The organism is Halorubrum salinarum, assembly GCF_013267195.1.
Taxonomy (GTDB): Archaea; Halobacteriota; Halobacteria; order Halobacteriales; family Haloferacaceae; genus Halorubrum; species Halorubrum salinarum.
The window spans coordinates 2,662,327-2,686,791 of record NZ_CP053941.1 but is presented as its reverse complement, the minus strand read 5'-3'; the positions used below and the strand labels follow the sequence as shown (position 1 = coordinate 2,686,791).

The 24,465-nt window shown below is 70.6% G+C and carries 24 protein-coding genes; 11 read left to right on the top strand and 13 right to left on the bottom strand.

Annotated features, from left to right (window positions below; genetic code table 11):
- Positions 1-18 precede the first annotated feature (18 nt).
- The 4 genes from HPS36_RS13710 to HPS36_RS13695 all read left to right on the top strand — a co-directional run bounded on the left by HPS36_RS13710 (position 19) and on the right by HPS36_RS13695 (position 5,380).
- Positions 19-861, top strand: a complete 843-nt coding sequence (locus HPS36_RS13710; protein ID WP_121564616.1) for a translation initiation factor eIF-2B — start codon at positions 19-21, stop codon at positions 859-861.
- A 91-nt stretch (positions 862-952) separates the two neighbouring features.
- Positions 953-1,933 carry a DUF7260 family protein gene (locus tag HPS36_RS13705; RefSeq protein ID WP_173230574.1) on the top strand — a complete coding sequence of 327 codons (981 nt, stop codon included), beginning with the start codon at positions 953-955 and terminating at the stop codon, positions 1,931-1,933.
- 86 nt (positions 1,934-2,019) lie between these two features.
- Positions 2,020-4,092: an AMP-dependent synthetase/ligase gene (locus HPS36_RS13700; protein WP_173230573.1), complete on the top strand. Its 2,073-nt coding sequence runs from the start codon at positions 2,020-2,022 to the stop codon at positions 4,090-4,092.
- Between the two features lie 109 nt (positions 4,093-4,201).
- Positions 4,202-5,380 (top strand): sensor histidine kinase, encoded by a 1,179-nt coding sequence (locus HPS36_RS13695; protein WP_173230572.1) that lies wholly within the window; start codon positions 4,202-4,204, stop codon positions 5,378-5,380.
- Positions 5,381-5,419: 39 nt separating this feature from the next.
- Here the strand turns inward: HPS36_RS13695 and HPS36_RS13690 are convergent, their stop codons facing one another.
- From HPS36_RS13690 to sucC, 5 genes are all read right to left on the bottom strand, one after another.
- Entirely contained in the window at positions 5,420-6,742 is a 1,323-nt protein-coding gene (locus HPS36_RS13690) for a tRNA (N(6)-L-threonylcarbamoyladenosine(37)-C(2))-methylthiotransferase (RefSeq protein WP_173230571.1), read from the bottom strand.
- Between the two features lie 111 nt (positions 6,743-6,853).
- Positions 6,854-7,174: a helix-turn-helix domain-containing protein gene (locus tag HPS36_RS13685; protein WP_121564606.1), complete on the bottom strand. Its 321-nt coding sequence runs from the start codon at positions 7,172-7,174 to the stop codon at positions 6,854-6,856.
- Positions 7,175-7,247: 73 nt separating this feature from the next.
- Positions 7,248-9,812 carry a hybrid sensor histidine kinase/response regulator gene (locus tag HPS36_RS13680; RefSeq protein WP_173230570.1) on the bottom strand — a complete coding sequence of 855 codons (2,565 nt, stop codon included), beginning with the start codon at positions 9,810-9,812 and terminating at the stop codon, positions 7,248-7,250.
- A gap of 116 nt (positions 9,813-9,928) precedes the next feature.
- A complete protein-coding gene (sucD, locus tag HPS36_RS13675; RefSeq protein WP_137716306.1) occupies positions 9,929-10,798 on the bottom strand; it encodes a succinate--CoA ligase subunit alpha in 870 nt (289 codons plus the stop codon).
- Entirely contained in the window at positions 10,795-11,940 is a 1,146-nt protein-coding gene (sucC, locus tag HPS36_RS13670) for an ADP-forming succinate--CoA ligase subunit beta (RefSeq protein ID WP_173230569.1), read from the bottom strand. The genes sucD and sucC overlap by 4 nt, the downstream gene beginning before the upstream one ends.
- Before the next feature lie 139 nt (positions 11,941-12,079).
- Here sucC and HPS36_RS13665 point away from each other — a divergent pair, with 139 nt between their 5' ends.
- Positions 12,080-12,463 (top strand): ACT domain-containing protein, encoded by a 384-nt coding sequence (locus HPS36_RS13665; RefSeq protein WP_173230568.1) that lies wholly within the window; start codon positions 12,080-12,082, stop codon positions 12,461-12,463.
- 43 nt (positions 12,464-12,506) lie between these two features.
- Here HPS36_RS13665 and HPS36_RS13660 read toward each other — a convergent pair whose 3' ends face one another.
- Positions 12,507-13,916, bottom strand: coding sequence for a class II fumarate hydratase (locus HPS36_RS13660; RefSeq protein ID WP_173230567.1), 1,410 nt, complete (start codon positions 13,914-13,916; stop codon positions 12,507-12,509).
- 194 nt (positions 13,917-14,110) lie between these two features.
- Between HPS36_RS13660 and HPS36_RS13655 the strand changes: the two genes are divergently transcribed.
- Positions 14,111-14,722 carry a hypothetical protein gene (locus HPS36_RS13655; protein ID WP_173230566.1) on the top strand — a complete coding sequence of 204 codons (612 nt, stop codon included), beginning with the start codon at positions 14,111-14,113 and terminating at the stop codon, positions 14,720-14,722.
- Here HPS36_RS13655 and HPS36_RS13650 read toward each other — a convergent pair.
- The 5 genes from HPS36_RS13650 to HPS36_RS13630 form a co-directional block, all read right to left on the bottom strand.
- A complete protein-coding gene (locus HPS36_RS13650; protein ID WP_173230565.1) occupies positions 14,716-15,129 on the bottom strand; it encodes an EamA family transporter in 414 nt (137 codons plus the stop codon). The genes HPS36_RS13655 and HPS36_RS13650 overlap by 7 nt on opposite strands.
- Positions 15,130-15,139: 10 nt before the next feature.
- A complete protein-coding gene (locus tag HPS36_RS13645) occupies positions 15,140-15,463 on the bottom strand; it encodes a BolA family protein (RefSeq protein WP_173230564.1) in 324 nt (107 codons plus the stop codon).
- 82 nt (positions 15,464-15,545) lie between these two features.
- Complete coding sequence (locus HPS36_RS13640; protein ID WP_173230563.1) at positions 15,546-16,484, bottom strand: DUF1028 domain-containing protein; 939 nt, start codon at positions 16,482-16,484, stop codon at positions 15,546-15,548.
- Between the two features lie 80 nt (positions 16,485-16,564).
- The gene (locus HPS36_RS13635; RefSeq protein ID WP_173230562.1) at positions 16,565-17,662 is read right to left on the bottom strand and encodes a TrmB family transcriptional regulator; all 1,098 of its coding nucleotides are present in this window, start codon (positions 17,660-17,662) and stop codon (positions 16,565-16,567) included.
- A gap of 97 nt (positions 17,663-17,759) precedes the next feature.
- Positions 17,760-19,115 (bottom strand): sulfatase family protein, encoded by a 1,356-nt coding sequence (locus tag HPS36_RS13630; protein WP_173230561.1) that lies wholly within the window; start codon positions 19,113-19,115, stop codon positions 17,760-17,762.
- Positions 19,116-19,310: 195 nt separating this feature from the next.
- Here HPS36_RS13630 and HPS36_RS13625 point away from each other — a divergent pair, with 195 nt between their 5' ends.
- Positions 19,311-20,564, top strand: a complete 1,254-nt coding sequence (locus HPS36_RS13625; RefSeq protein ID WP_173230834.1) for an ABC transporter substrate-binding protein — start codon at positions 19,311-19,313, stop codon at positions 20,562-20,564.
- A gap of 2 nt (positions 20,565-20,566) precedes the next feature.
- A complete protein-coding gene (locus HPS36_RS13620) occupies positions 20,567-20,872 on the top strand; it encodes a hypothetical protein (protein ID WP_121564582.1) in 306 nt (101 codons plus the stop codon).
- Between the two features lie 79 nt (positions 20,873-20,951).
- Here HPS36_RS13620 and mvaD read toward each other — a convergent pair whose 3' ends face one another.
- The gene (mvaD, locus tag HPS36_RS13615) at positions 20,952-21,950 is read right to left on the bottom strand and encodes a phosphomevalonate decarboxylase MvaD (RefSeq protein WP_173230560.1); all 999 of its coding nucleotides are present in this window, start codon (positions 21,948-21,950) and stop codon (positions 20,952-20,954) included.
- A 135-nt stretch (positions 21,951-22,085) separates the two neighbouring features.
- On the opposite strand from mvaD, the gene HPS36_RS13610 reads away from it, so the two are divergent.
- Entirely contained in the window at positions 22,086-22,427 is a 342-nt protein-coding gene (locus tag HPS36_RS13610; RefSeq protein WP_053771363.1) for a 2Fe-2S iron-sulfur cluster-binding protein, read from the top strand.
- A 27-nt stretch (positions 22,428-22,454) separates the two neighbouring features.
- Here HPS36_RS13610 and HPS36_RS13605 read toward each other — a convergent pair whose 3' ends face one another.
- Positions 22,455-22,775, bottom strand: a complete 321-nt coding sequence (locus HPS36_RS13605; RefSeq protein ID WP_173230559.1) for an ASCH domain-containing protein — start codon at positions 22,773-22,775, stop codon at positions 22,455-22,457.
- A 189-nt stretch (positions 22,776-22,964) separates the two neighbouring features.
- On the opposite strand from HPS36_RS13605, the gene pyrB reads away from it, so the two are divergent.
- Together pyrB and pyrI are read left to right on the top strand one after the other, a co-directional pair.
- Positions 22,965-23,912, top strand: coding sequence for an aspartate carbamoyltransferase (gene pyrB, locus HPS36_RS13600; protein ID WP_173230558.1), 948 nt, complete (start codon positions 22,965-22,967; stop codon positions 23,910-23,912).
- Entirely contained in the window at positions 23,909-24,367 is a 459-nt protein-coding gene (gene pyrI, locus HPS36_RS13595; RefSeq protein WP_137716294.1) for an aspartate carbamoyltransferase regulatory subunit, read from the top strand. The genes pyrB and pyrI overlap by 4 nt, the downstream gene beginning before the upstream one ends.
- The last annotated feature ends 98 nt before the right edge of the window (positions 24,368-24,465 follow it).

Below are 24,465 nucleotides of genomic sequence, written 5' to 3'. Positions count from 1 at the left end.
GCGGTCGACCGTTGGGGCATGATCGACGAGACCGTCGCCGAGATCCGGGCGATGCGGACCCACAGCACGTCCGCGGTGGCCGTGAAGGCGACGCGGTCGCTCGCGGACCTGCTGGACCGCGAGTACGTGACCGTCGACGAGTTCGAGCGCGACCTCGAACACAACGCGGGCGTCTTGCGCCGCTCGAACCCCTCCCACGCGGCGCTCCACAACGCGATGCGCGAGGTCGAGCGCTCAATCGTCGGCGAGGCGACGAGCGTCGAGGGCGCGAAGCAGCTGCTGGAGGACGTGATCGCCCGCGTGGTCGACGACATCGAGACGGCCAAGGGGGAGGCGGCCGCCAACGCGGCCGAACACCTCGACGACGGCGACACGCTGCTCGTCCACGACTACTCGACGACCGTGCTCGAAGCCATCGAGGACGCCGCCCGCGACGGCGCTCACCTCACCGTCTACGTCACCGAGGCGCGCCCGCGGACCCTCGGGCGCAAGACCGCGCGCGTCCTCGCCGGGATGTCGCGCGTCGAGACGCGGATGGTCGTCGACAGCGCGATGGGCTACGCGCTCCGCGACTGCGACCGCGTCCTGCTGGGGATCACCTGTATCACCGGCGGGACCTACTACAACCGCATCGGCACGTTCCCGCTGGTCGTCACCGCCCGCGAGCTCGGCGTCCCCGTCACCGCGGTCGGCTCGGGCGCGAAGACCATCGAGGAGTTCCGGTTCGAAAACGAGTTCCGCGACGCCGTCGAGGTGATGCGCGAGCCCGTCGAGGACGTGGAGATCGAGAACCCGAGCTACGACGCCACGCCGATCGGGATGATCGACACCGTGATCACCGACGACGGCGTCCGGAACTGACCCCGGATCCGGGACAGAAACCGCCGTAACCCGGCCAACGCCGCCGACGAGACCAAAGCGCTTTGTGTGTGTACCGTGTTAACAGACCCAAATGACTGTTCAGCCGGGTTCGGCGGCGGTGTTCCAGATCCCCGATCGGGGACTGACGGAGGGGTGTTCGAGCGGCTGGTGCGAGCTGGGCGCGATCGCGACCGAGCCGGGGGTCGTCACGGCGATCGCGCTCGTCGGGGTGCTCGCGCTGCTCGCGTTCGCGTACGTGCGCGACGCCGAGTCCGCCTGCCGTCGCGAGCGCCGCCGCGTCCTCGACGAGCGGGACGCGTTCGAGTCGTTCGCCGACCGCGTGGCGCAGATCGACGCGGTCTCCGTCGCGGCGGACGCGACGCCGACCGGGGTACCGGCCGGCGCCCTCCGTCGGATCGACGGCGACGGCGGCGGCCCGCCGGGCGGGGGGCCGAGCGGCCGGAGCGTCACCCTCAGGCGGGTGATGGCCGCGTACCGCGACACGGTGCTGTCGCTGCCGCACTACCGGGCCGAGTACGACGAGACGCCCGCGGAGAGCCTGGCGGCCGAGCTCGGGCCCGACGCGGCGACCGCGCTGGCGACCGACGGCGCCCTGTCGAGCGGCGCCCAGTCGGCGCTCGTCGACCGGAGCCGGCGCGCCGCGGACGCGCGCGAGCGGCTCGCCGACGCGATCGGGACGGAGATCGACGAACTGGACGACTGCGAGGCGGCGCTGTCGGCGATAGATCGCCGCCGCCGGTGCCTGGTCGGCCACCTGGACGGGATCCGGTCCGAGGGCGAGACCGGCGCGGCGATCGACGTCTGGAACCGGCTGACGGAGCTGGAGCGGGAGTGCGACGAACTCGCCGCCGACCGGCAGCGCTCGCTCGACGACCCGCCGCTGACCCCGGAGTCGCCGCTCGACGGCGAGAGCGACCACCCGTTCCACGACTACCTCTACGGCGCCGAGGACGGGCCTCGCTACCCGGTGTTGGCGCAGATCGCGGAGATGGCCGACGACGTCCGCGCGGACAGGGACCGCGTCGGCAGGCGGATCGCCGGTAGCGACTGACTGCCGACGCGAGAGGCGGAAGAGGTCGCGGCGAGAAACTACAAACTACCGGTTTGTTTATGATGGTAGGGTGGGACTGAGGGTGTATGAGTTGGCAAGCGGCGGAACGAGCGTTCACGGACGAGGCCATCGCCCGGGAGACGCTCCCCGAGATGTTCGAGCGCACCGCGGAGCGGCACGCGGACCGGATCGCCCAGCGGTACAAGGGCGGCACCTACGACCGGTCGCTCGTCGCTGCCGGGGTGGTTCCGCCGGCGCCGGCCGGCGACTACGCCGACCTGACGTACGCCGAGATGCGCGGGATCGTCCGGAACCTCGCGGCCGGGTTCCGCGAGCTGGGCGTCGACGGCGACACGCGGGTCGCGATGTACTCGCAGACCCGCATGGAGTGGGCCCAGACCGACTTCGCGGCGCTGGCCGCGGGCGCCGTCGTGACGACCGTGTACGCCTCGTCGTCGCCGAGCCAGCTGCGCTACCTGCTGGAGGACCCGGAAGCGACGGTCGTCGTCGCCGAGAACGGCGAGATGCTGGAAGACGTGCTCGCGGTGCGCGACGACCTCGACCACGACCTCGACGCGATAGTGACCGTCGACGAGGTCGACGGCGACGCGGTCGAGGCCGACGACCTCGACGACGTGTACGGCCTCGGCGAAGTCCACGAACTCGGCGCCGAGGCGTTCGACGAGGCGGCCTACGAGGGGTGGGTCGACGCGGTCGAGGTCGGCGACCTCGCGAGCCTCATCTACACCTCCGGGACCACCGGGAAGCCGAAGGGCGTCCGGCTGACGCACGCGAACTTCCGCGACAACGTCTCGCAGTGCTACCGGCGCTTCGCCGATCGGCCCGACCGCGACCCGTCGGTCCCCGGGATCTCCGCGGAGTCGACCACGCTCTCGTTCCTCCCCCTCGCGCACGTCTTCGAGCGGATGGCCGGCCACTACATGATGTTCGCCGCGGGCGCGACGGTCGCGTACGCCGAGAGCCCGGACACGCTCCGGGAGGACTTCGGGCTCGTGCGCCCGACGACGACGACCAGCGTCCCGCGCGTCTACGAGAAGCTGTACGACGCGATCCGCGAGCAGGCGAGCGAGTCGCCCGTCAAGGAGCGCATCTTCGAGTGGGCGGTCGACGTGGGGCGCGCCCACCACGAGGCCGACAATCCCGGCGCCCTGCTCGACGCCAAGCGGGCGATCGCCGACCGGCTCGTCTTCTCGTCGGTCCGCGAGGCGATCGGCGGCAACATCGAGTTCTTCATCTCGGGCGGCGGGTCGCTGTCGGCCGAGCTGTGCGCGCTGTACCACGCGATGGACCTTCCGATCCTGGAGGGGTACGGGCTGACCGAGACCTCGCCGGTCATCAGCGTCAACCCGCCCGAGGAGCCGAAGGTCGGCACCATCGGGCCGCCGGTGGTCGACACCGAGATAGCGATCGACGGCTCCGTCGTCGGCGAGGAGGTTGCCGACCTCGCCGGCGACGTCGGCGAGCTGCTCGTCAGGGGGCCGCAGGTGACCGACGGCTACTGGAACAGACCGGACGCGACCGCGGAGGCGTTCGTCGACGCGGACGATCTCCCGCCCGACGCCGTGACCGCCGGGACCCCCGCCGACGAGCGCATCGGCGTCGACGGCGACGGGTCGGACGACGGGGACGACGCGGAGGCCGCCGCGGAGCCGTGGTTCCGCACCGGCGACATCGTCCAGCTCCGCCCGGACGGGTACGTCGCCTTCCGCGAGCGCGCCAAGCAGCTGCTCGTGCTCTCGACCGGGAAGAACGTCGCCCCGGGGCCGATCGAGGACCGCTTCGCCGCCAACGAGTTCGTCGAGCAGTGCGTCGTCCTCGGCGACGGCCGGAAGTTCGTCTCGGCGCTCATCGTCCCGAACTTCGAGCGGGTGGCGGCGTGGGCCGACGAGAACGGGGTCGACCTCCCCGAGGACCGCGCGGCGGTCTGCCGCGACGACCGCGTCCGGGAGCGCATCCAGACAGAGGTCGACCGCGTGAACGAGGAGTTCGAGTCCTACGAGAAGATCAAGCAGTTCCGCCTCGTCGAAGAGGAGTTCACCGAGGCGAACGACCTGCTCACGCCGACGATGAAGAAGAAGCGGCGGAACATCTTAGACCGGTTCGCCGACGAGGTCGAGATGATCTACGACGACGGCTGAAGATGATCTACGACGACGGCTGAAGATGATCTACGACGACGGCTGATCCCGGCCGTCGCGCCCGCCCCGCTGGGAAACCCATAAGCTTCGTGGCGGAGTACGGGTCCCGATGGCCTCCCTCGTCACCCCCCGAGTCGGGTTCGGCGCGCTCGGCACGCTCTGTGCCGGCCTCGGCGTCGGTCACCTGGCGTTACAGGGGGGAGACGTGGGGGCGCTGCTCGAATCGGCGCTGATCGTCGGGCTCTCCGGGTTCGTCTTCTACACCGTGTACGACCTGCCGGACTGGGGGATATCCCCGCCCGGGCAGTGGCGAGCGGTCCGGATCGCCGCCCTCACCGCCCTCTCGTTCGCCTCGCTCGCGGGCGTGGTCTGGCTCATCTGGCTGCTCGACCACCACGCGTTCAAGCTCTCCTTCCTTATCGCGTTCGCCACGAGCCTCGGCGGGGCGGTCGGGTCCCGGGCGGGGCCGTACGCGGTGAAGGCCGACGAGCAGCTCGCCGAGGCCCAGGAGCTGGCGACCCTGCTCTCGATCAACGACCGCGTGCTGCGACACAACATCCGGAACGAGCTGTCGGTCGCGCTCGGCTACCTCGACGGGATCGAGGACGTGGAGGACGACGCGGAAATCGCGGAGCGCGCCGCGATCGTTCGCGACCACCTGTCGGAGCTCTCCGAGACGAGCGAGCGGACCCGCCGCATCGCGTCGATCTGGCGGACCGAGTCGCTCCAGTCGTTCGACCTCGTGCCCCTCGTTCGGGAGCGGGTCGACCGGGTGACCGCGGAGGACCCCGAGGCGGCGATCGAGACGGAGCTACCGGACCGGCGCATCGTCCGCGCACACCCGTCGCTGCCGCTCGCGTTCGAGGAGGCGCTCCGGAACGCGGTCGAGCACAACGGGGACGACGTGACCGTCACGGTGCGCGTGGGACGCGACGGCGACGCGACGACCCTCGTCGTCGCGGACACCGGGCGCGGCCTCCCCGCGACCGAGCGGGAGACGCTTCGGAACGCCGAGGAGACGCCGCTCGAACACACCGAGGGGCTGGGGCTGTGGCTGATCTACTGGACGGTGACGCGGGGCGGCGGGACGGTCGAGTTCGCGGAGAACGACCCGCGCGGGACCGTCGTCCGGATCCGGCTCCCGGACCGCCCCGAATACGACGGCCCGAGCGGGCCCGTCCCGGAGGCCGCCGAACTCAGGAGACGGGCAAAACGGGCCGCGATGTGGGGGGACCCGGACGTCGCGGCCGCCGGAACGGCGGATCCCGAGGCGGACGAGTCCGCCTGAACCCCGCATCGGCCGGAGAGAGCGAGGTGCCTCCGACCCTTACGCGGACGAGGTCGTCGACTCGGGCCGGTCGTCCCGCTCGACGTCGCCGTCGACCGGGTCGCGCCCGGGCATCACGGGGTCGCCGAACGCGTACACCGTGTTGTGCCCGGTGACCTCGACCGTGACGAAGTCGCCGACCTCGACCCCGCGCTCGGCGGCGTTCTGGACGATTATCTGTCGATAGGCGCCGTCGCGGCACTTCACGGAGTCGCCGGTGCCCTCCTCGACGACGAGGGCCTCGAACGTCTCGCCGACCATCGACTCGTACGCCTCGCCGACGACCTCCATCTTCAGCTCGGACATCGCCTTCGAGCGCTCCTTCTTGACCGTCCCGCCGAGCCCCTTCATGTCGGCGGCGTCGGTGCCGGGGCGCTTCGAGAAGCGGGTGACGTTGATCTTCTCCGGGCGGACCTCGGCGAGGAGGTCCATCGACAGCTCGTGGTCGGCCTCGTCCTCGGTGGGGAAGCCGACGATGAAGTCCGTCGAGAGCGTCCAGTGGTCGAGCCGGTCGTCGAACGTCGCGACGATCTCGCGGAACTTCTCCACGCGGTGTTGCCGGCGCATGTCCTCGAGCACGTCGTCGGAGCCGGACTGGACCGGCGCGTGGATGAAGTCGTACAGCTCCTCGTTCGCGGCGAACACGTCGGCCAGCTCCTCGTGGATCCCGTGGATCCCGCCGGGGTTCGCCATCCCCAGCCGGACCCGGAAGTCGCCGTCGATGTCGCAGATCCGGTCGAGCAGCTCCGGGAGCTTCCGCTCGCCGTCGTCCCAGCCGTAGACACCCGTGTCCTGGCCGGTGACGCGGATCTCCTTCGCGCCGGCGTGAACGAGGGCGCGGGCCTTCTCGACGTTCTCCTCGACCGAGGGGGAGTCGACGCGACCGGTGGCGAACTTGGTGATACAGTACGAGCAGTTGCTCATACAGCCGCGCGCGATGGGGAGGATGCCGACGACGCCGTCGAGGACCGGCTCCGCGTCGGGCGTGACCGTCGGGCACTCTCCGTTGAGCACGTATTCGGGGACCTCGTCCCAGTGGAGGATCTCGGCGTCGACGTCCGCATCGTCGAACAGGTCGCCCTGCGCGAGCGCCATACAGCCGGTGACGACGAGTTCGGCCGTCGTCTCGGCCAGCTCCTCCGCGCGCCGGAGCATGTTGCGCTCGGTCTTCTCGACGACGGTACAGGTGTTGAGGATGGCGACGTCCGCGTCGTCGGGGCCGTCGGCCGGTCGGTGCCCGCCGTCGCGGAGGGCACGCTCGATCTCCCGGCTCTCTCCCCGGTTCGAGCTACAGCCGTAGGTTTCGATGTGGTACGTCGCCATCGGAGTGCGCTCACTACCGGTCGCGGGGGCAAAAGCGCGACGGATCCGGGCGTCGGTTCGGCGGCGGTGCGGTAGCGGTCGGCGTCGGTTCGGCGGCGGTGCGGACCGGGCTCAGTCCTCGGCGACCGCGGCGGCCGGGGCGTCGGCCTCGGTGGCGGAGTCGGCGGTCGCCTCGGGCTCGTCGACGGGGTCGCGCTCCGCGGGCGGCACAGCCTGGTAGACGGAGCGGCGGGCGTCGCGGGGGCACAGGCCCTCCTCGACGAGGCCGACCTCGGTGAGCTTCTCGACCGCGAACCGGACGGTGCGCGTCGAGAGGCGCGTCTCCTCGGCGAGGCCGGTCTGGTCGAACCGGCCCTCCGCGTCGAGCACGTAGTAGACCAGCTTTGCGCTCGGCGGGAGCGGTTCGAGCAGCTCGCGGGTTCCTTCGTCCATACGTTACATACAGTGGCGATTCGCGCATAACCGTGGCCCGCCTGTGCGCCGCCGGCGCACGGCAACCGGGTTTTTATATAGCGGTTCGGTTTCTGAACTCGAAGCGAGCGCCGTCCTCGCCCTCGATCGAGAGCTCCCAGCCGTGTGCGGCCGCTATCTCGCGCACGATCGCGAGGCCGAATCCGGTTCCACGCTCCGTGCTCGACCGGCCGTACTCCGTCGCCTCCTGCGGGTCGATTCCGAACCCGGCCCCGTCGTCCGCGACGTAGAACCCGTCGGGGAGGGAGCCGACGGTCACGGTGAGTCCGTCGTCGCCTTCGGTGTCGCTTTTCGAGCCGTGCTCGACGCTGTCGTCGGACTCCGTCCGACTGCTCGTGGAACCGTGTTCCACGCTGTTCGTGAACAGGTTCTCGAACAGCGTGCGGAGCCGCTCCGGGTCGGCCTCGACGGTCGACGACGCGTCGGCCGCGTCGAGCGTCGCGTCACCCGTGTCGACCGTGCGCCACGCCCGTTCGGCCGCCTCCTTCAGCGGGACGGACTCGAGTTCGTCGACCGTCCGGCCCTGCCGCGCCAGCGCGAGCAGGTCGTCTATCAGTTGGCTCATCCGCTCGTGGGCGTCCTCGACCCGGTCGAGTTCGCCGAGGACCGCCTCGTCGTCGCTCAGTGAGCGCGCCAGGTCCGTCCGGCCGGCGGCGACGTTGAGCGGGTTCCGGAGGTCGTGCGAGACCAGGCCGGCGAACTTCTCTAAGCGGTCGATCTCGCGCTGGAGCGCGGCGTCCCGGTCGCGGAGCTGTTCGGTCCGCTCGGCGTGATCGAGCGCGACGGTGACGTTCGCGGCGAGGACGCGCGCCAGCTGGAGGTCGGTCTCGTCGAAGAACCCCGGTTCGCGCGACCCGAGCGGCATCGCGCCGTGCTCGCCGAGCGGCACGACGAGGAGGCTCCGGAGGTCGCCGTACCCCACCGCGGTGTCGACCGCGTCGAGGTCGTCGACGACGATCGGCTGGCCGGACTCGAACGCCTCCCAAACGCGGCCGTCGCCCGGCCCGAACGGGGGTCGGTCGCCGAAGGCCGCCGTCGCCTCCTCGCTTATCGCCGTCGGGAGGAGCACGTTCGCCTCGGGGTCGTACAGCCGGACGCCGCTGTTCGGGAACCCGAGGATGTCGATGGCGGCGCGCGCGGCCACCGCGGCGACCTCCTCGCGGTCGTCGCCGCCGAACATCTCGCGGGTCGTCGCGTGGAGCCGGCGCAGCGTCCGCTCCACGCGTTTGTGCTCGTCGATGTCGGCGTAGATGGAGTAGACGACCGACTCCTCCGGCTGGACGACGGGAATCGCGTGGAGGATGAAGCTCCGCATCCCGTCGGTCGCGCGCCGCTGCACCTCTAGCCTGGTCGGCTCGTCGGCGGCGATCAGCGCGTCGTGGTCGAACCGCTCCGCCTCGGGGGACATTATCCCCTCCACCACCTCGTCGTACGACGAGTCCGCGGCGTCGTACCCGAACGTGTCGACGAACGCGTCGTTCGTCTCCGCGAGCGTCCGCTCGCCCCGCTCGTCGACGACGGTCCTGGCCATCGGGAGCGGGAGGTTCTCGAACAGCGCGGCGAGGCGGTCGCGCTCGGTCCGGAGCGCGGTCTCCGTCTCGATCTGCTCGATGGCGTTGGCCGCGTGGGACGCGAGCAGCTCCGCGAACTCGACGTCTCGGTCGTCGAACGCGGCGTAGCCGTTCGAGACCGCCTGTAACACCCCATGCGACCCGATCGGAACGCTGATCGCCGACCGGATGTCGTCGGCGACCGGGTCCGCGACGTCCGAGCCCTCGCGTCGGTCGGTCCCGCCGACGGTCCGCCCCGGGGAGGCGGGGTCCTCCAGTTCGTCCGGGTCGGCGGGGTCGACGCTGAGGTTGTCGACCACTATCGTCTCCTGCTCGGCGACCGTGGTCCCGACGACGCCCTCGCCGACGTCGAACGTCCGGACCTCGTCCTCGGTGACGCTATCGGAGAGGACGGCGGGGACGACCCGGTCGCCGCGGCGGCGGGCCGTGACACAGCGGTCGAACTCCAGGATGTCCTCGGCCGCGTCGACCGTGCGGTCGAACACCGTCCCGACGTCGCTCACGGATGCCAGCGCCGTCGCGAACTCGTGGATCGCCGTGACCTTCGCGTTCACGTCGCGGAGGTCGCGCTCCGCGCGCCGCCGGCCGAGCGCGTTCGCGACGCTGTTGGCGAGCATCTCGTAGCGGTCCTTGCCGGCGCCCTTCTGGAGGTAGTCGGTGACGCCGGCGGAGATGGCCTCGCTCGCTATCTCCTCGCTCCCCTTCCCGGTGAACAGCACGAAGGGGAGGCCGGGGTCGACCTCGCGGACCGCTTCGAGGAACGCCAGCCCGTCCTTTCCCGGCATGTCGAAGTCGCTGACGACGCAGTCGACGCGCTCGCTCCGGACGACGTCGAGCGCCGCCTCCGGGGACATCCGGGTGACCGTCTCGACGCCGTCCAAGAGGCGCTCCACGTGCGTGGCGGCGAGGTCCGCCGCGCCGGGTTCGTCGTCGACGAACAGGACGCGACTGCCGGCGTCGGTCGGTCCCGACGCGCCTGCGGCGGCCGAGTCGACGTCCGTCGGCGGGTCGTCGGGACCTGAATTCATATGCGTACGTGTTACACTACCAGTAATTTTAGCTTTCGCCCCGGCTACCGATACTGAAAATCGGACCGCTACCCGTCTCGAACGACAAAAACGAGGCAGAGAGGGTCGAGTCGTCTTTACAGGAAGTCCTCGACGTGGTCGGCGACCTCCTCGGGGGTGTCGCCGACGGGGACGCCGGCCTCGTTGAGCGCGTCGATCTTCGACTGCGCCGTGCCCGTCCCGGAGCCCGAGACGATGGCGCCCGCGTGGCCCATGCGCTTGCCCGGCGGCGCGGTGCGGCCGGCGATGAAGCCGGCGACCGGCGTGTCCATGTGCTCGCCGATGAACCTCGCCGCCTGCTCCTCGTCCTCCCCGCCGATCTCGCCGCACATCACGACGGCGTCGGTGTCGGGGTCGGCCTCGAACGCCTCGAGGGCGTCGACGAAGGAGGTGCCGATGATCGGGTCGCCGCCGATGCCGATGGCGGTCGACTGGCCGAGCCCGCGCTCGGTGAGGTTGTCGACGACCTGGTAGGTGAGCGTGCCGGAGCGGGAGACGAGCCCGACGTTACCCTCGGAGAAGATGTTCCCCGGCAGGATGCCGAGCTTCGCCTCGCCCGGCGTGATGATCCCCGGACAGTTCGGGCCGATGAGGCGGGTGTCGGTCTCGCCGAGGCGCTTGTTCACCTTCGCCATGTCCTGGGTCGGGATGCCCTCGGTGATCGCGACCGCGAGGTCGAGGTCCGTGTCGAGCGACTCGAAGACCGCGTCCGCGGCGAACGCCGGCGGCACGAAGATCACGGAGGCGTCCGCGTCCTCGGCCTCGACGGCCTCGTCCACGGTGTCGTAGACGGGAACGCCGTGGACCTCCTGGCCGCCCTTGCCGGGCACCGCGCCGGCGACGACGTTGGTTCCGTACTCGATCATCTGTCCGGCGTGGAACTTGCCCTCCCCGCCGGTGATCCCCTGGACCACCACTCTGGTGTCGTCGTCGACGAAAATGCTCATTGGGTCACCTCCTCGGCGTTCGCGACCGCGCGCTGGACCGCGTCCTCCAGCGTCTTCTCGACCTCGACGAGGTCGGTGTTCAGAATCTCCATCCCCTCCTCGGCGTTCGTCCCGGCGAGCCGGACGACCACCTTCTTCGGGATCTCGTCGAACTGTTCGAGGGCCTCGTTGATCCCCTTCGCGACCTCGTCGCCGCGGGTGATCCCGCCGAAGATGTTGAAGACGACCGCGTCGACGTTGTCGTCGGAGAACACCATATCGAGCGCGTTCGCGACGCGCTCGGCCTTCGCGCCGCCGCCGATGTCGAGGAAGTTGGCGGGCGCGCCGCCGTAGTAGTCGACTAAGTCGAGCGTCGTCATCACGAGCCCGGCGCCGTTGCCGATGATCCCGACGTTCCCGGAGAGGCGGACGTAGTCGAAGCCGTACTCGCCGGCCTTGCGTTCGAGGTCGTCCTCGTAGGACTCCTCGGCCATGTCGGCGAGGTCGGGCTGGCGGAACAGCGCGTCCTCGTCGATGTTCATCACGGCGTCGGCCGCGATCACGTCGCGGTCGCTCGTGATCATGACGGGGTTGACCTCGATCTCGGAGGCGTCGTTCTCCTCGTAGAGCTCGTACAGCGTCGAGAGGATCGACGCCACGTCGAGCGCCACGTCGGCGTCGACGCCGGCCTCGTAGACGACCTTCCGGGCCTGGTACGGGTGGAGCCCGAACGCGGGGTCGACGTGCTCGCGAGCGATGGCGTCGGGGTTCTCCTCGGCGACCTCCTCGATGTTGACGCCGCCCTCGGTCGACACCATCAGGACCGGCTTGCCCTCGGCGCGGTCCATCGTGACGCCGACGTACAGCTCGTCGACGAAGTCGACGCCCGCCTCGACGAGGACCTGGTCGACCGTGTACCCCTTGAGGTCCATCCTGAGGATCTCGTCGGCGTACTGCTCGGCCTCCTCGCGGTCGGTCGCGATCTTGATCCCGCCGGCCTTGCCGCGGCCGCCCACGTGGACCTGCGCTTTGATCGCGGCCGGGTAGCCGATCTCGTCGACGGCGTCGAGCGCGTCCTCGACGCTCGTCGCGAGCCGGGAGTCCGGAACAGGGATCCCGGCGTCCGCGAAGAGAGACTTCGCTTGATACTCGTGAAGTTTCATCCGTGTGGGATCGGTACCGACACCGGCTTAAATGGTTCCGATTCGGCGCGAACCGCGGCGACCGCGGGAGGGAGCGGACCGGTCGCGGCGGGGTCGGCGGACGACCCGCCTTTTTGTCTCGCGGGCGCCTGCGGCCCCCATGGACCCGGCCGAGTTCCTCGACGGCGGCGCGGTCAGCGTGTCGGACGCGACGTACGCGGTCTGTCGGACCGACGGCGACCACCCGGGGGCGTTCGCGACGGTCCGCGAGGCCGAGGAGACCACGGTCGTCGTCGAGGAGTGCGAGGTCGACGCGGTCGACGCGGACGCGGTCGAGCCCGGTTGGAGGCGCCTGACATTCGAGATGGAACTCCCCTTCGAACTCGTCGGCTTCCTCGCGGCGGTCGCGACGGCGCTCGCCGAGGTCGACGTGTCGGTGTTCGTCGTCTCGTCGTACGCGACGGACCACGTGTTCGTCGGGGAGGAGGACCTGTCGGCCGCCGCGCGGCGACTGGAGGAACTTGGCTGCGAGGTCGACGGCTGACGGCGAGCGGGACGAGGGCTCCTCAGAGGGAGGTTCGACCCCGTCAGTCCTCGTCGCCGAGGATGACGCGGTGAGTCATCGCCTCCGGGTCGAGGACCTCGTCGGCCTCCTCCTCGGTGAGGTAGCCGGCCTCGACGGCGGCCTCGCGGACGCTCTTGCCCTCCTTCAGCGCCGTCTTCGCGACCGTACTGGCCTTGTCGTAGCCGATCGCGGGGTTGAGCGCCGTCGCCAGCGCCATCGACTGCTCGACGCGCTCGCGGGCGAACTCCTCGTTGGCCTCCAGCTTCCCGACGAAGCGCTCGCCGAACGTCTCGGCGACGTTCGAGAGCAGCTCCGCCGATTCGAGGAAGTTGTGCGCGATGACGGGCTTGTAGAGGTTCAGGTCGATCTCGCCGCGCGCGGCGCCGGCGGAGACCGCGGCGTCGTTGCCGACGACCTGCTTGTGGACCTGGTTGACCGACTCGGCGACGACCGGGTTGATCTTCCCGGGCATGATCGAGGAGCCGGGCTGGTTCTCGGGCTGCTCGATCTCACCGAGGCCGTTCCGCGGCCCGGAGGCGAGGAGCCGGAGGTCGTTGGCCATCTTGTTGAGGCTGCCGGCGATCGTCTTGAGCGCGCCGTGGCCCTCCGCCATCGCGTCGTGGGCCGCCTGCGCCTCGAAGTGGTTCGCCGCCTCGCGGAACTCGGTCCCGGTCTCGTCGGAGATGTACTCCGCGGCGAGCTCCGGGAACTCGGGGTGGGTGTTGAGCCCGGTCCCGACCGCGGTCCCGCCGAGGGCGAGCTCGCGGAGGTTCGACTGGACGCCCTCGGCGCGCTCGATGCCCTTCGCGACCTGCGTCCGGTAGCCGCTGAACTCCTGGCCGAGCCGGATCGGGGTCGCGTCCTGGAGGTGCGTCCGGCCGGTCTTGACGACGCCGTCGAACTCGGCCTCCTTCGCCTCCAGTTCGGCGTGGAGCGTCTCTAAGGCCGGCACGAGGTCCTTCTCGACCGCCTCCAGCGCGGCGACGTGCATCGCCGTGGGGATCACGTCGTTCGACGACTGGCCGTAGTTGACGTGGTCGTTGGGGTGGACGACGCGGTCGCCGATCTCCGCGCCCGCGATCTCGGCGGCGCGGTTGGCGATCACCTCGTTGGCGTTCATGTTCGAGGAGGTGCCGGAGCCGGTCTGGAACACGTCGACCGGGAACTGGTCGTCGTGCTCGCCCGCGATCACCTCGTCGGCGGCGGCGACGATCGCCTCCGCGGTGTCGTCCTCGATGAGCCCGAGGTCGCGGTTCGCCTGCGCGGCCGCCTTCTTCACGACGCCGAGCGCGCGGATGAACCGTCGACTCATCGGGATCCCCGAGACGGGGAAGTTCTCGACGGCGCGCTGGGTCTGTGCGCCCCAGTAGGCGTCCGCCGGCACCTGCATCTCGCCGAGGCTGTCCTCTTCCGTGCGGTAGTCGTCACCCATGCGCCGACCTTCCCGCGAGACGCTGTAAAAGGTACTGGAAGCCGGCAGCGCGCGGGATCGTGCGGACTGCTACCGAGACAATTGCTACCGCGAGACGATGACGGAGCGAGGCGTTAACCCGAGCGAAAACGGCCGAAAATCGGCGCAAACGCTTCCGGCTTATATGCCGGTCCGTCCGCAACGGCCGGGCGCACATGAGCTCGAACGACTCAGCGATCGGCGCGGCGCTCGACCGCGACACCGTCCGGTCGACGAGCAAGCTATTGATCGGCGCGCTGGCGATAGTCGGCGTCCTCGCGGTCGTCACACTGCTGCCGGGCGTCGACCGACTCGTCCCGTTCGCGCCCGTGACGTTCGCCGCGGTCGCGACGGCGGTCGTCGCGCTCGCGGTGGCGGGCATCCTCCTGTACGCGGCGCCGAAGTTCGCGCTGCTGACGCGGCTGGCGCTCGGCACGTCCGAGGCCGAGGGCGACGCCCGAGCGGACCGGATCGTCGAGAACGCGGGCGGCGTCGTCCACTGGCTCGTCGTCTTCGGGGCCGTCCTCGTCGCGTACCGCGGGCTGGCAGGCGTCGCGGTCCCCGTCCTGGACGGCGCCGCGTGGGCGTACGACGCCGCGTTCCTGTTCGTTGCGCTCGTCCCAGTGGTGTTCCTCGTCGCCCGCCTGACGGTCACGGTCGACCCGCTGGCCGAACTGGTCGCCGACCGCGTCGCGGGGGAGGCGGACGCCGAGTCCGGCGCGTCGGACGCGACGTCGACCCGGACGACGAGCGGCGACGACGCGGAGGGCGGCGACGGCGGTCAGTAGGCGATGAAGGCGACGGCGAGGACCGCGGCGCCGATTCCGGCGACGTCGCTGAGCGCCAGCGACTCGCCGAGCACGACGGCGCCGAGGATCGCTGCGACGACGAAGTACAGCGCGGTGACCGTGGTCGCGATCCCGGCGGCGCCGGCCTGGAGCGCGGCGTAGTACGCGACCGCGCCGACGCCGGAGGCGACGCCGGCGAGCGCCGCGGCGCCCAGCGCGGTCGGGTCGTTCCCCAGGACGGTCGACCCGCGGTAGAGGACGTACAGGGAGGCGACGCCGATCCCGACGGCGTAAGAGACGATCATCGCCGCCTCCGGTGCCATCGACCGCGTGGCGACGTCCGCGAGCACCGCCCAGCACCCCCACGCGACGGCGCCGATTAGGGCGAGGCCGACGACGGCGTTCACCGGTCCGCCCTCACTCGCTCCCGGCCGGGAGCAGCCCGGCCTCGCGGAGGTCGTCGTCGAGGGCGCCGTCGCCGTGTTCGGCGTACGCCTCGGGGGTGTACGTCTTGATCTCCAAGGCGTGGACGGACCGGGTCATGTGGTCCCCGACCGCGTCGTACACCAACTGGTGCTGGTCGACGAGCGACTCGCCCTCGAAGGCGGGCGAGACGACGACGGCCGCGAAGTGGGCGTCCTCGTCCTCGTCGTCGTGGACCCGGGGCGCGGTCACGCTGGCGACCGCGTCCGGGAGGTTCTCCTCGATGAGGTCCGCGACGTCGTCGGGTGCGATGGTCATGGTCCCGCTCGGACGCGAACGGGCAAAAGTCGACCGGCCCGGTCCGACCGCTTCGGGGCGAGGGAACGGCACCGGGGCGACGCTACGCGCGGTCGAGCCTGGAGAGCCCGTGCCAGATGGCGTCCACGAGTCGCGTCTCGGGGTCGCCGTCGCCGTCGGCGGCCGCCCAGCCGCGCGAGACCGCGTCCTCCAGCACCGCGAGGGAGTGGTTCTCGAAGTTGTTCATGCCGCGGAACGACTCCAGGGCCTCGCGGGCGTCGTCGCCGAACTCCGCGCTCGGCTCGCCGTCGTAGAAGCCGAGGTCGGCGAGCGCCGACTGGACCGCGACCGCGGTCTCCCCGGAGAGCTCTCGGGTCTCGTCGGGGGCCTCGCGTTCGAGGAGGGTCACGTCGTATATCTTGAACACGCGCTCTAACTCGTCGATCGGTCGCTCGTGGTCGTCGACGCGCACGTCGACCCAGCGGTCGTTCTTCCCGTCGTAGCCGCCCTCGGGCTTGGCGACGTACAGCGCCGCGGACTGCTCGCCGCGCTTGTCGCCGCCGGCCTCGTTGCCCGCGTGGAGCGCGGCGATGAGCCGCTCCGGGAGGCCGCCGTCGGTCTCCTCGAACGCCTCCGCCATCGCGTCGAGGGTGTCGGCGTTCTCTAAGATGTTCCCCTGGACCGTGTAGTGGTCGCCCTGCCGGTCGCCGGCGTGGTCGTGGCACTCGTCGCCGGTGAACGCGGCGGGCTCGTCGTCGGGGTCGACGCCGACGACGCCGACCTGTCGCGACGGCGCCTCGTCGTCGGCGGCCGTGAGCCGGTCGATCGCCTCGGCCGGAGCGCGGCCCTCGCGGAGGAGGTCGAGCCCGTCGGGGCCGTAGGCGACGTTCGCGAAGCTCTGGGTGGCCACAGCGCCCGCGTCCGCGCTGACGAACGGGACGACGGCGCCGACGCCGACGAACTTCGACTGGACCGCGACGCCGACCGCGTCGGTCTCGGGGTCGCGGGCGGCGATCGAGAAGGTCGAGGGTCGAGGTGGCATGCGGGACCGATCGACGGACGCCGCCAGCATAAATCCGCCCGCCGCGCGACGGGGTGCGACCGCGGGCGCCCCGCCCGCCCTCACTCCGCCGGTTCGGCCCCGCTCACCGGCGCGGCCCCGGTCACGCGGATCCGGTCGGCCTCCACGTCCTCGTAGGTCGCGCCCCAGCCGCCGACGGTCCAGCGCGTTTCGCCGTCGTCGACGACCATGGAGGCGGTGCCCGTCAGCGCCATCACCGTGGGGGCGCTGTCCGCGTCGCCGTCGGCGTCCGAGAGGTGTTCGGCCTCGACGACCTCGCCGGAGAGGGTCACCGACCGGTCGCCGTCGGTCTCGCGCCCCTTGACCTCGACGTGGAGCGGCTCGTCGCCGCGGATCCGGTCGCGGTTCTCCAGCAGGAACTGCCGGATGTCGGCGTACCGCTTCGGGCCCGCCTCGTCGGCCTCGTACGCCACGGGCGAGGGGAGCCACATGAAAAGCAGGGAGTGCCAGAAGAAGACGTAGGTGAACGAGCGGTTACGGAGGATCAGCCCGTAGTCCTCGACCGCCGCGGGGTTGGGCGCGAACGCCGTGCGCCGGAGGTCGGAGGTGAGGACGAACGGGGCGGGGCGGGAGAGCCGATGGGCGACGGTCACGGCGCCCTCGAAGTCGTCGTCGTCGAGGGGGTCGTCCCCGTCTCGGGCGAGGATCGTGACGTTGACCGTGACGCCGCGGTCGCGGGCGTCGGAGAGGTCGCCCCGGAGCGCCTCGAACTGGTCGCGGGTGAGCGTCGCGTGGACCTGCGTGTCGGCGTCGCGGACGAACGTGCGGGCCGCCTCCAGCACCGTGTCGAACCGCTTGACGATGCTGACCGTCTGGGTGTCGAGGGTCGGTCGCTCGTAGCGCTCCTCGATCTCCTCGGCCGCCGACTCGAACGCGCTCGCCCGGTCCGTGAGCCCGGCGACGATGGTCTCGGGGTCGGTCGCGCGCGCTTGGAACGTCTCCTGTTCGTACAGCTCCACGTACCCGAGGTCGTCGAGGTCGCGGAGCACGTCGTAGATCCGCGCGTCCGGCACGTCGCTGGCCTGCGCGACCTCGGTCGCGGACGCGGTCCCCAGCTCCAACAGCGTGACGTACGCGTTCGCCTGATAGTAAGAGAGATCGGCGGCCTGGAGCGTCTCCAGGAGTTCCTCGGTGTCCATGACGATCAATTAACTACTTCGGTGTATAAAAATCACCGAGTCCGAGACGCACGGGCCGCGAGGCCCCAGCGCCGACGCCCGACCGGCGGCGAGCCGCTCACGCCACGTCGGGGTACGGGACGGGGCCGTCGAGGAGGGGGTCGTCGGTCGCTTCCATCCACGACTCCAGCTCGTCGCGAAGCCGGTTGAGGGCGTCGGCGTGGTCGGGCTCCGGGTCGCTCGCCTCGGCCGCCGCCTCGAAGGGCTTCTTGTCCGACGCGAGGTTCTCCGACTCCGCGGGGTCGGCCGCCAGGTCGTACAGCTCCTCGGTCGGGCGCTGCGGGACGTGGAACTCCTCGTGGACCTCCCGGCCCGAGGCCGTCGGCGCTACGTCCATCGGGACGAACACCCGCGGGAGCACGGAGAAGTTGCGGACGTACTTGTACCGCTCCGTCCGGACGACGCGGATCGGGTTGTACCGGTCGTGCCACGTCATCTCGGCGAAGACGCGGTCGCGGCCGTCGTGCGGCTCCCCGCGGAGCAGCGGCGCGAACGACTCCCCGGAGACGTCCGTCGGCGGGTCGACGCCGAGCAGGTCCAGCATCGTCGGCGCGAAGTCGACGTTGGTGACGAGCGCGTCGTGGACGGCGCCGCCCTCGACGACGCCCGGCTGGTGGACGAGGAGCGCGGTCTCGATGCCGGGGTCGTAACAGGTGCCCTTCGCGCGCGGCATCGCGAGCCCGTGGTCGGTCGTGAAGACGAACACCGTCTCCTCGGCCAGCCCGTGGTCGGCGAGCGACTCGCGGTAGCGGCCCACCGCGGGGTCGAGCACCTCCGAGATCACCGACCGGAGGTCGGCGACGTCCTCGCGGACGCCGGGCGCGTCCGGGAGGTACGGGAAGTCGTCGAGCGGGACCTCGTCGGGGTCGTACGCGTCGTAGGTCCCGTCGGAGAGGTACTCCCGGCGGAAGGGGCGGTGCGGTTCCTCGATCCCGACGGAGACGAAGAACGGCTCGTCGGCGTCCGCGCGCTCGGCGAAGAAGTCGTCGACGACGTCGACGAGATCGAGCGCGCGCTTGGTCCCGCTGTCGACGTACTCGTAGCCGAGCCGCTCGGGGTCGTCCGGGACCTCGTGCTGGAAGCCGAGCAACGCCGTCTCGTAGCCCGCCTTCCGGAGGCGCTTCGGCAGCGTCTCCCACTCGTCGCCCAGCGCCCAGCCCATGTGCGCGAGCCCCATGACGCCGTTCTCGTGGGGGTAGTAGCCCGTCATCATGCTGGACCGGCTCGGCGAGCACTGCGGGGCCGAACAGAAGCTGTTCGCCAGCCGCGCGCCGTCGGCCGCGATCCGGTCGATGTTCGGCGTGTCGACGTCGGCCCCGTAACAGCCGAGGTGTTGACCGAGGTCGTGACAGTGAACGAGCACGAGATTCGGGCGGTTCGAGGCGGCGGAATCGGGGGCGGCTCCGTCCGTCATATCCCCCACTACCCCGCGATACGCCCATAAATAGCCGTGATCGCGTTCCGGCCCCGTTCGATTTCGGTTAGTAACTATAGCGGTAATTAATAAGCAAATTTGAAGTAAGTGGGACCAAAGAATCCGGACGACATGTCCGATGATCGATCCTGTACTACGCGGCGGGACGTACTGAAGACGACCGGCACCGCGTCGGTGCTCGGGAGCGTTGCGCTCGCGGGCTGTTCGGGCGACGGGGGCGGCGGCGACGGCGGGGACGGGTCCGACGGGTCGGACGGCTCCGACGGGGGTGACGGCGGAAGCGGGAGCGGCCTCGAAATCACGGGCGTCTGGTCGGGCGGCGAGCAGGAGTCGTTCAGCAAGGTGATGAGCTTCGTGGAGGACGACACCGGGATGAGCATGGAGTACTTCCCGCGCGACACCGACAGCCTGCTCACCGGGACCCTCATGGACTACGAGTCCGGCGTCGCCTCCGCGGACATCGTCGTGATGCCCTCGCCGGCGCGGATCATCTCCGACGCGCAGAACGGCCACCTGGCGCCGGTCGGCGACGCCTGGAACGCGGACGACTTCGCGGTCGACCCCTCGCGGGTCACCGTCGACGGCGACGTGTACGCCGCGCCGTTCAAGATGGACCTCAAGCCGGGCTTCTGGTACCGGAAGTCGTTCTTCGACGAGCACGGCCTCTCCGAGCCGGAGAGCTGGGACGAGTTCATGACGCTGCTCGACGACATCGCCGCCATCGACGGCGTCGACGCGCCCATCGCCTCCGGGAACGGCACCGGGTGGCCGCTCAGCGACATCACCGAGGGCTTCTTCATGCGGCAGGAGGACGGCGCCACCCTCCAGCAGGGGCTCATCAGCGGTGACGCCTCCTTCACGGACGATCGCGTCGCGACGGCGTTCGACGAGATCAAGATGCTCCACGACGAGGGGTACTTCAGTCAGACCCGCGACTTCGGCGTCCAGTACGAGTACTTCTGGGACAACAGCCTCCCGCTGTACTTCATGGGCTCGTTCACGCCGGCGCAGGACGCGGTCGAGGACCCCTCGGACCTCGGCGTGTTCCGGCTGCCCGGCGTCGACGGCATCTCCTCGTCGGTCAACTGGTTCACGGTACCGAAGTACTCGGACAACGTCGACGCCGCGCGCGACGCGCTGAGCTCGTTCGTCTCCGCCGAGGGCCAGCAGGTCTGGGTCGAGGAGGGCGGCTTCATCGCGTCTAACACGCAGGTCCCGGACGACGCCTACGAGATCCAGGTGATGGCGAACCTGCCCGACCTCGCCGACGAGGTGACGGTCGTGCCGGACCTCGACGACGCGCTCGGGAACCCGTTCCAGCAGGAGTTCTGGTCGGTACTCAAGGGCCTGTGGGCCACGCCCGACACGCCGACCGAGGACATCGTCGGGCCGCTCGACGACGCCCACGAGGAGACCCTTAGCAACTGACGATGGAGTCGCCCTCGACCGCGGACGACCGAGGCGACCGGCGCGGGTCGCTGGCGCGGATGTTCGACCCCGAGGAGCTCCGCCGACGGAACCTCGTCTCGCTCGGCATGGACGTGCTCATCCTCGCGACGACCGGCCTCCTCGCGATCCTGTTCACCATGGGCCTCTGGCCGGCGGTCATCGGCGCGGTCCCGATGGCGGCGCTGCTGTACTTCGGCTGGGCCTCCTCGAAGGCCTTCTTCGTCGCGCAGGCGCTCGCCGTCGCGGTCGCGCTGCTCGGCACCGTGACCGGCGTGCTGCCGTACTGAAGCGGCCGCGCCTCACGGTCCGCGCGTCTCGCCGCGGACTCGGGTCGCCGCCGGGGCGACCGTATTTCTCGACCGTTCGTCAGAAGAGCGCCTCGCTCTCGTCGAGGACGCGCGCCGGGCCGCCGACCTCCCAGACGTCGGTGTCGATCCCGACCTCCGCGATCCGGCTCTCCACCTCGTCGGCGTGGCCCGCGGGCGTGTTCACGTACACCGACGCGCCGGTGTCCGTCGAGAAGTAGACGGGGACGCCCGACTCGCGCAGCTCGCGGACCGCGTTGAACACCGCGATCGTCTCGGGCTGCCAGTACACCCACCCCGCGGGCCCGGTCATCGTCGTGGCCGTCAGCGAGAGCGAGTCGTGCTCGGCGGTCTCGAAGATCCGCTCGAAGGAGCCCGCGCGGAGCGCGTCGGTCATCTCGACGAGCTGGTCCTGGACGTGCGCGGTCCGCGCCTGCATCATGTGGCTCGCGGCGGCCTCGCGGTGCGCCTCCTCCGTCTCCTTGTACGCGGGGACGTGCGCCGCAACGATCCGGAGGTCCTCCTCGGGGTCGAAGCCGTCGTCGCTCACGCCCACGTCGAGGCGGTACGAGCGGCAGTCCTCGTCGTTGAGCCCGGCGTCGAGCCGCGAGTACGCGCCCGTCACCGAGCGCGCCGCCGACGAGGAGCCGCGGCGGGCGACCGTGGAGACCTCGGGGAGCGTCATGTCGAGCCCGGCGGCCTCGGTCAGGGCGAGCGCGGCGGCCGCGAACCCGGACGACGAGGAGCCGAAGCCGATGTTCGACGGGAAGGAGTTCTCGCTCTCCAGCCGGACCGCGGCGTCGACCCCGGCCAGGTCGCGGACGTGGTCGACCACCATGTCGATGCGCTCGGCGGCGCGCCCGTCGACCGCCTCGCCGCCGATGACGTAGGTGTCCTCGCTCGCGTCCGGCTGCCACTCGACGGTGGTCGTCGTCGCGGTCGGGGCGGTACAGAGGCTGATGCTGTCGTGGTACGGGAGCCGAAGCTCCTCGTCGCGCATGCCGTGGTACTTCACGAGCCCCTGGATCGGGTGGGCTCGCGCGGTGGCCTTGCCGGTCATACCTCGGGAAGCGTCCGGCGGGGGATTAGTCGTTGCGATGGTCGCGTCGGAGCGTCGCCGGCCGGTCCTTCCGTCCCCGCGACGGCGACGAGATAGAGGGAACCCTTTTTGACGGGGCGGCGGGTACTCGGCGCCATGACCGAGTACACCGTCGAGTTCGTCGGCACCGGCGAGACGATCGAGGTGGCCGACACGGAGACGATCCTCAGCGCCTGCTTCGACGAGGGGATCGCTCAGGAGTACTCCTGCCGCGTCGGGATGTGTCTCGCCTGCTCGGCGGAGATCGTCGAGGGCGAGGTGACCCAGCCCGCGGCCCGCGGCCTCACCGACGAGGAGGCCGAGGAGTACGCGCTCACCTGTATGGCCCGCCCGCAGTCGGACCTGAAGCTCGACCGCGGGAAGTACCCGCCGAGCATCGAGGACGACGCGGCGACCGCCGCGGGGGAGGGCGACGGCGCGGCCGCGGACGACGACTGAGCCCGTTCGTCGGCGCCGGTCGCGTCGCTACTCGTCGACCCGCTGGAAACGGTGTCGCACCACGTCCGCGTCGTCGTCCCACTCGAAATTGCCGCCGTGCGCGCGGACCATCCGCTCTTTGTACGCCTCAAGCGAGGGCGACCCCTCGCGCTTCGCGTCTTCGTCGGTCATGTCGCCGAGCGTGCGCTCGGTGACCTCAGTCAGTTCGAACGCGACGCCGTCGACCTCGAAGGTGTCGCCCTCGTCGCCGTAGCGGTTCCCGCGGTGGAGCTGCGTCACGTCGCCGTCGAGGGCGCTCTGCTTCACGCGGTCGTTCGGCAGCAGGTCGGCCGGGTCGTTCTCGGACATACGGATCGGTTCGGGCCGCGGGGGCTTATGATCGGCGGCGGTCGGCGCTCGATCCGCTCGCCGGCCCGTGCGACCGGGGCGGCGTTACGGATATCGAAACGGTCGACTCGTCGGTGCCCACGTCCGTGAATACCCGCGCTGCGGCCGGAGCCGAGGGATTCAAGATACTGCCGAGTCCCATCTCAGACGATGCGACAGGACCACCTCATCACCGCGACCCAGCTCTCGCGGGATGACATCGAGGCCGTGCTCGACCGGGCCCGAGCGGTCGCCGACGACCCCGCCGCCTACGCGGACCGGCACGCCGGCCGCGTGCTCGCGCTCTGTTTCTTCGAGCCCAGCACGCGGACGCGGATGAGCTTCGACAGCGCGGCGAAGCGCCTCGGGATGAACACCATCGACATGGGCGACGTCGACTCCTCGTCCGTCTCGAAGGGCGAGTCGCTGTCCGACACCGTCCGCGTCATCGAGGGGTACGCGGACGCCCTCGTCCTGCGCCACCCCAGCGAGGGCGCCGCGACGCTGGCCGGCGAGCGCGTCGACGTGCCCGTAGTCAACGCCGGCGACGGCGCGGGCCAACACCCCTCGCAGACCCTCCTCGACCTCCACACGATCCGCGAGGACCACGGGCTCGACGACCTCACCATCGGGATCATGGGCGACCTGAAGTACGGGCGGACGGTCCACTCGCTGGCGGCCGCGCTCACCGAGTTCGACGCCAACCAGCACTTCATCAGCCCCGAGTCGCTGCGGCTCCCGCGGTCGGTACGGTTCGACCTCCACGAGACGGGCGCGCAGATCCGCGAGCACGAGGACTTAGCGCCCGTCCTCGACGAGCTGGACGTGCTGTACGTCACCCGGATCCAGAAGGAGCGGTTCCCCGACGAGAACGAGTACCACCGCGTCGCCGGCGAGTATCAGATCGACGCCGAGACGCTCGACGCCGCCCCCGACGACCTCACCGTAATGCACCCGCTCCCGCGCGTCGACGAGATCGCGCCCGACGTCGACGAGACCGAGCACGCGCGCTACTTCGAGCAGGCGCACAACGGCATTCCCGTGCGGATGGCGCTGTTGGACACCCTCTTAGAGAACGCGAACCACGACGGCGACGAGGGACTGGAGGTGGACCGATGAGCGACCACGAGCTCCGCGTCTCGAAGATCCGCGACGGCACCGTCATCGACCACGTCGAGGCCGGGCAGGCGCTGAACGTCCTCGCCATCCTCGGCATCGACGGCGCCGAGGGGTTCGGCGTCTCCGTCGGGATGAACGTCCCCTCGGACCGGCTCGGCCGCAAGGACATCGTGAAGGTCGAAGACCGGGAGCTGTCGCAGTCCGAGGTCGACGTGCTCTCGCTCATCGCGCCGGAGGCGACGATCAACATCGTCCGCGACTTCGAGGTGGTCGAGAAGAACCGCGTCACCCGACCCGACGGCGTGACCGGGGTGCTCTCCTGTCCGAACCGCAACTGTATCACGAACGCCGGCGAGCCGGTCGAGACGCGCTTCGACGTGGTCGCCGACGGCGTGCGCTGCGACTACTGCGCGACGATCCTGCGGTCCGACATCGCCGAGCACATCGACGTCTGAGACGCCGACCGGGGGTCGGCGTGCGGCCGTCCCTCACGCGCGCCCTCCGGTAAGTTTTAGCGCCCGCCGCACGAACCGTGGGACATGAGCAAGAAAGC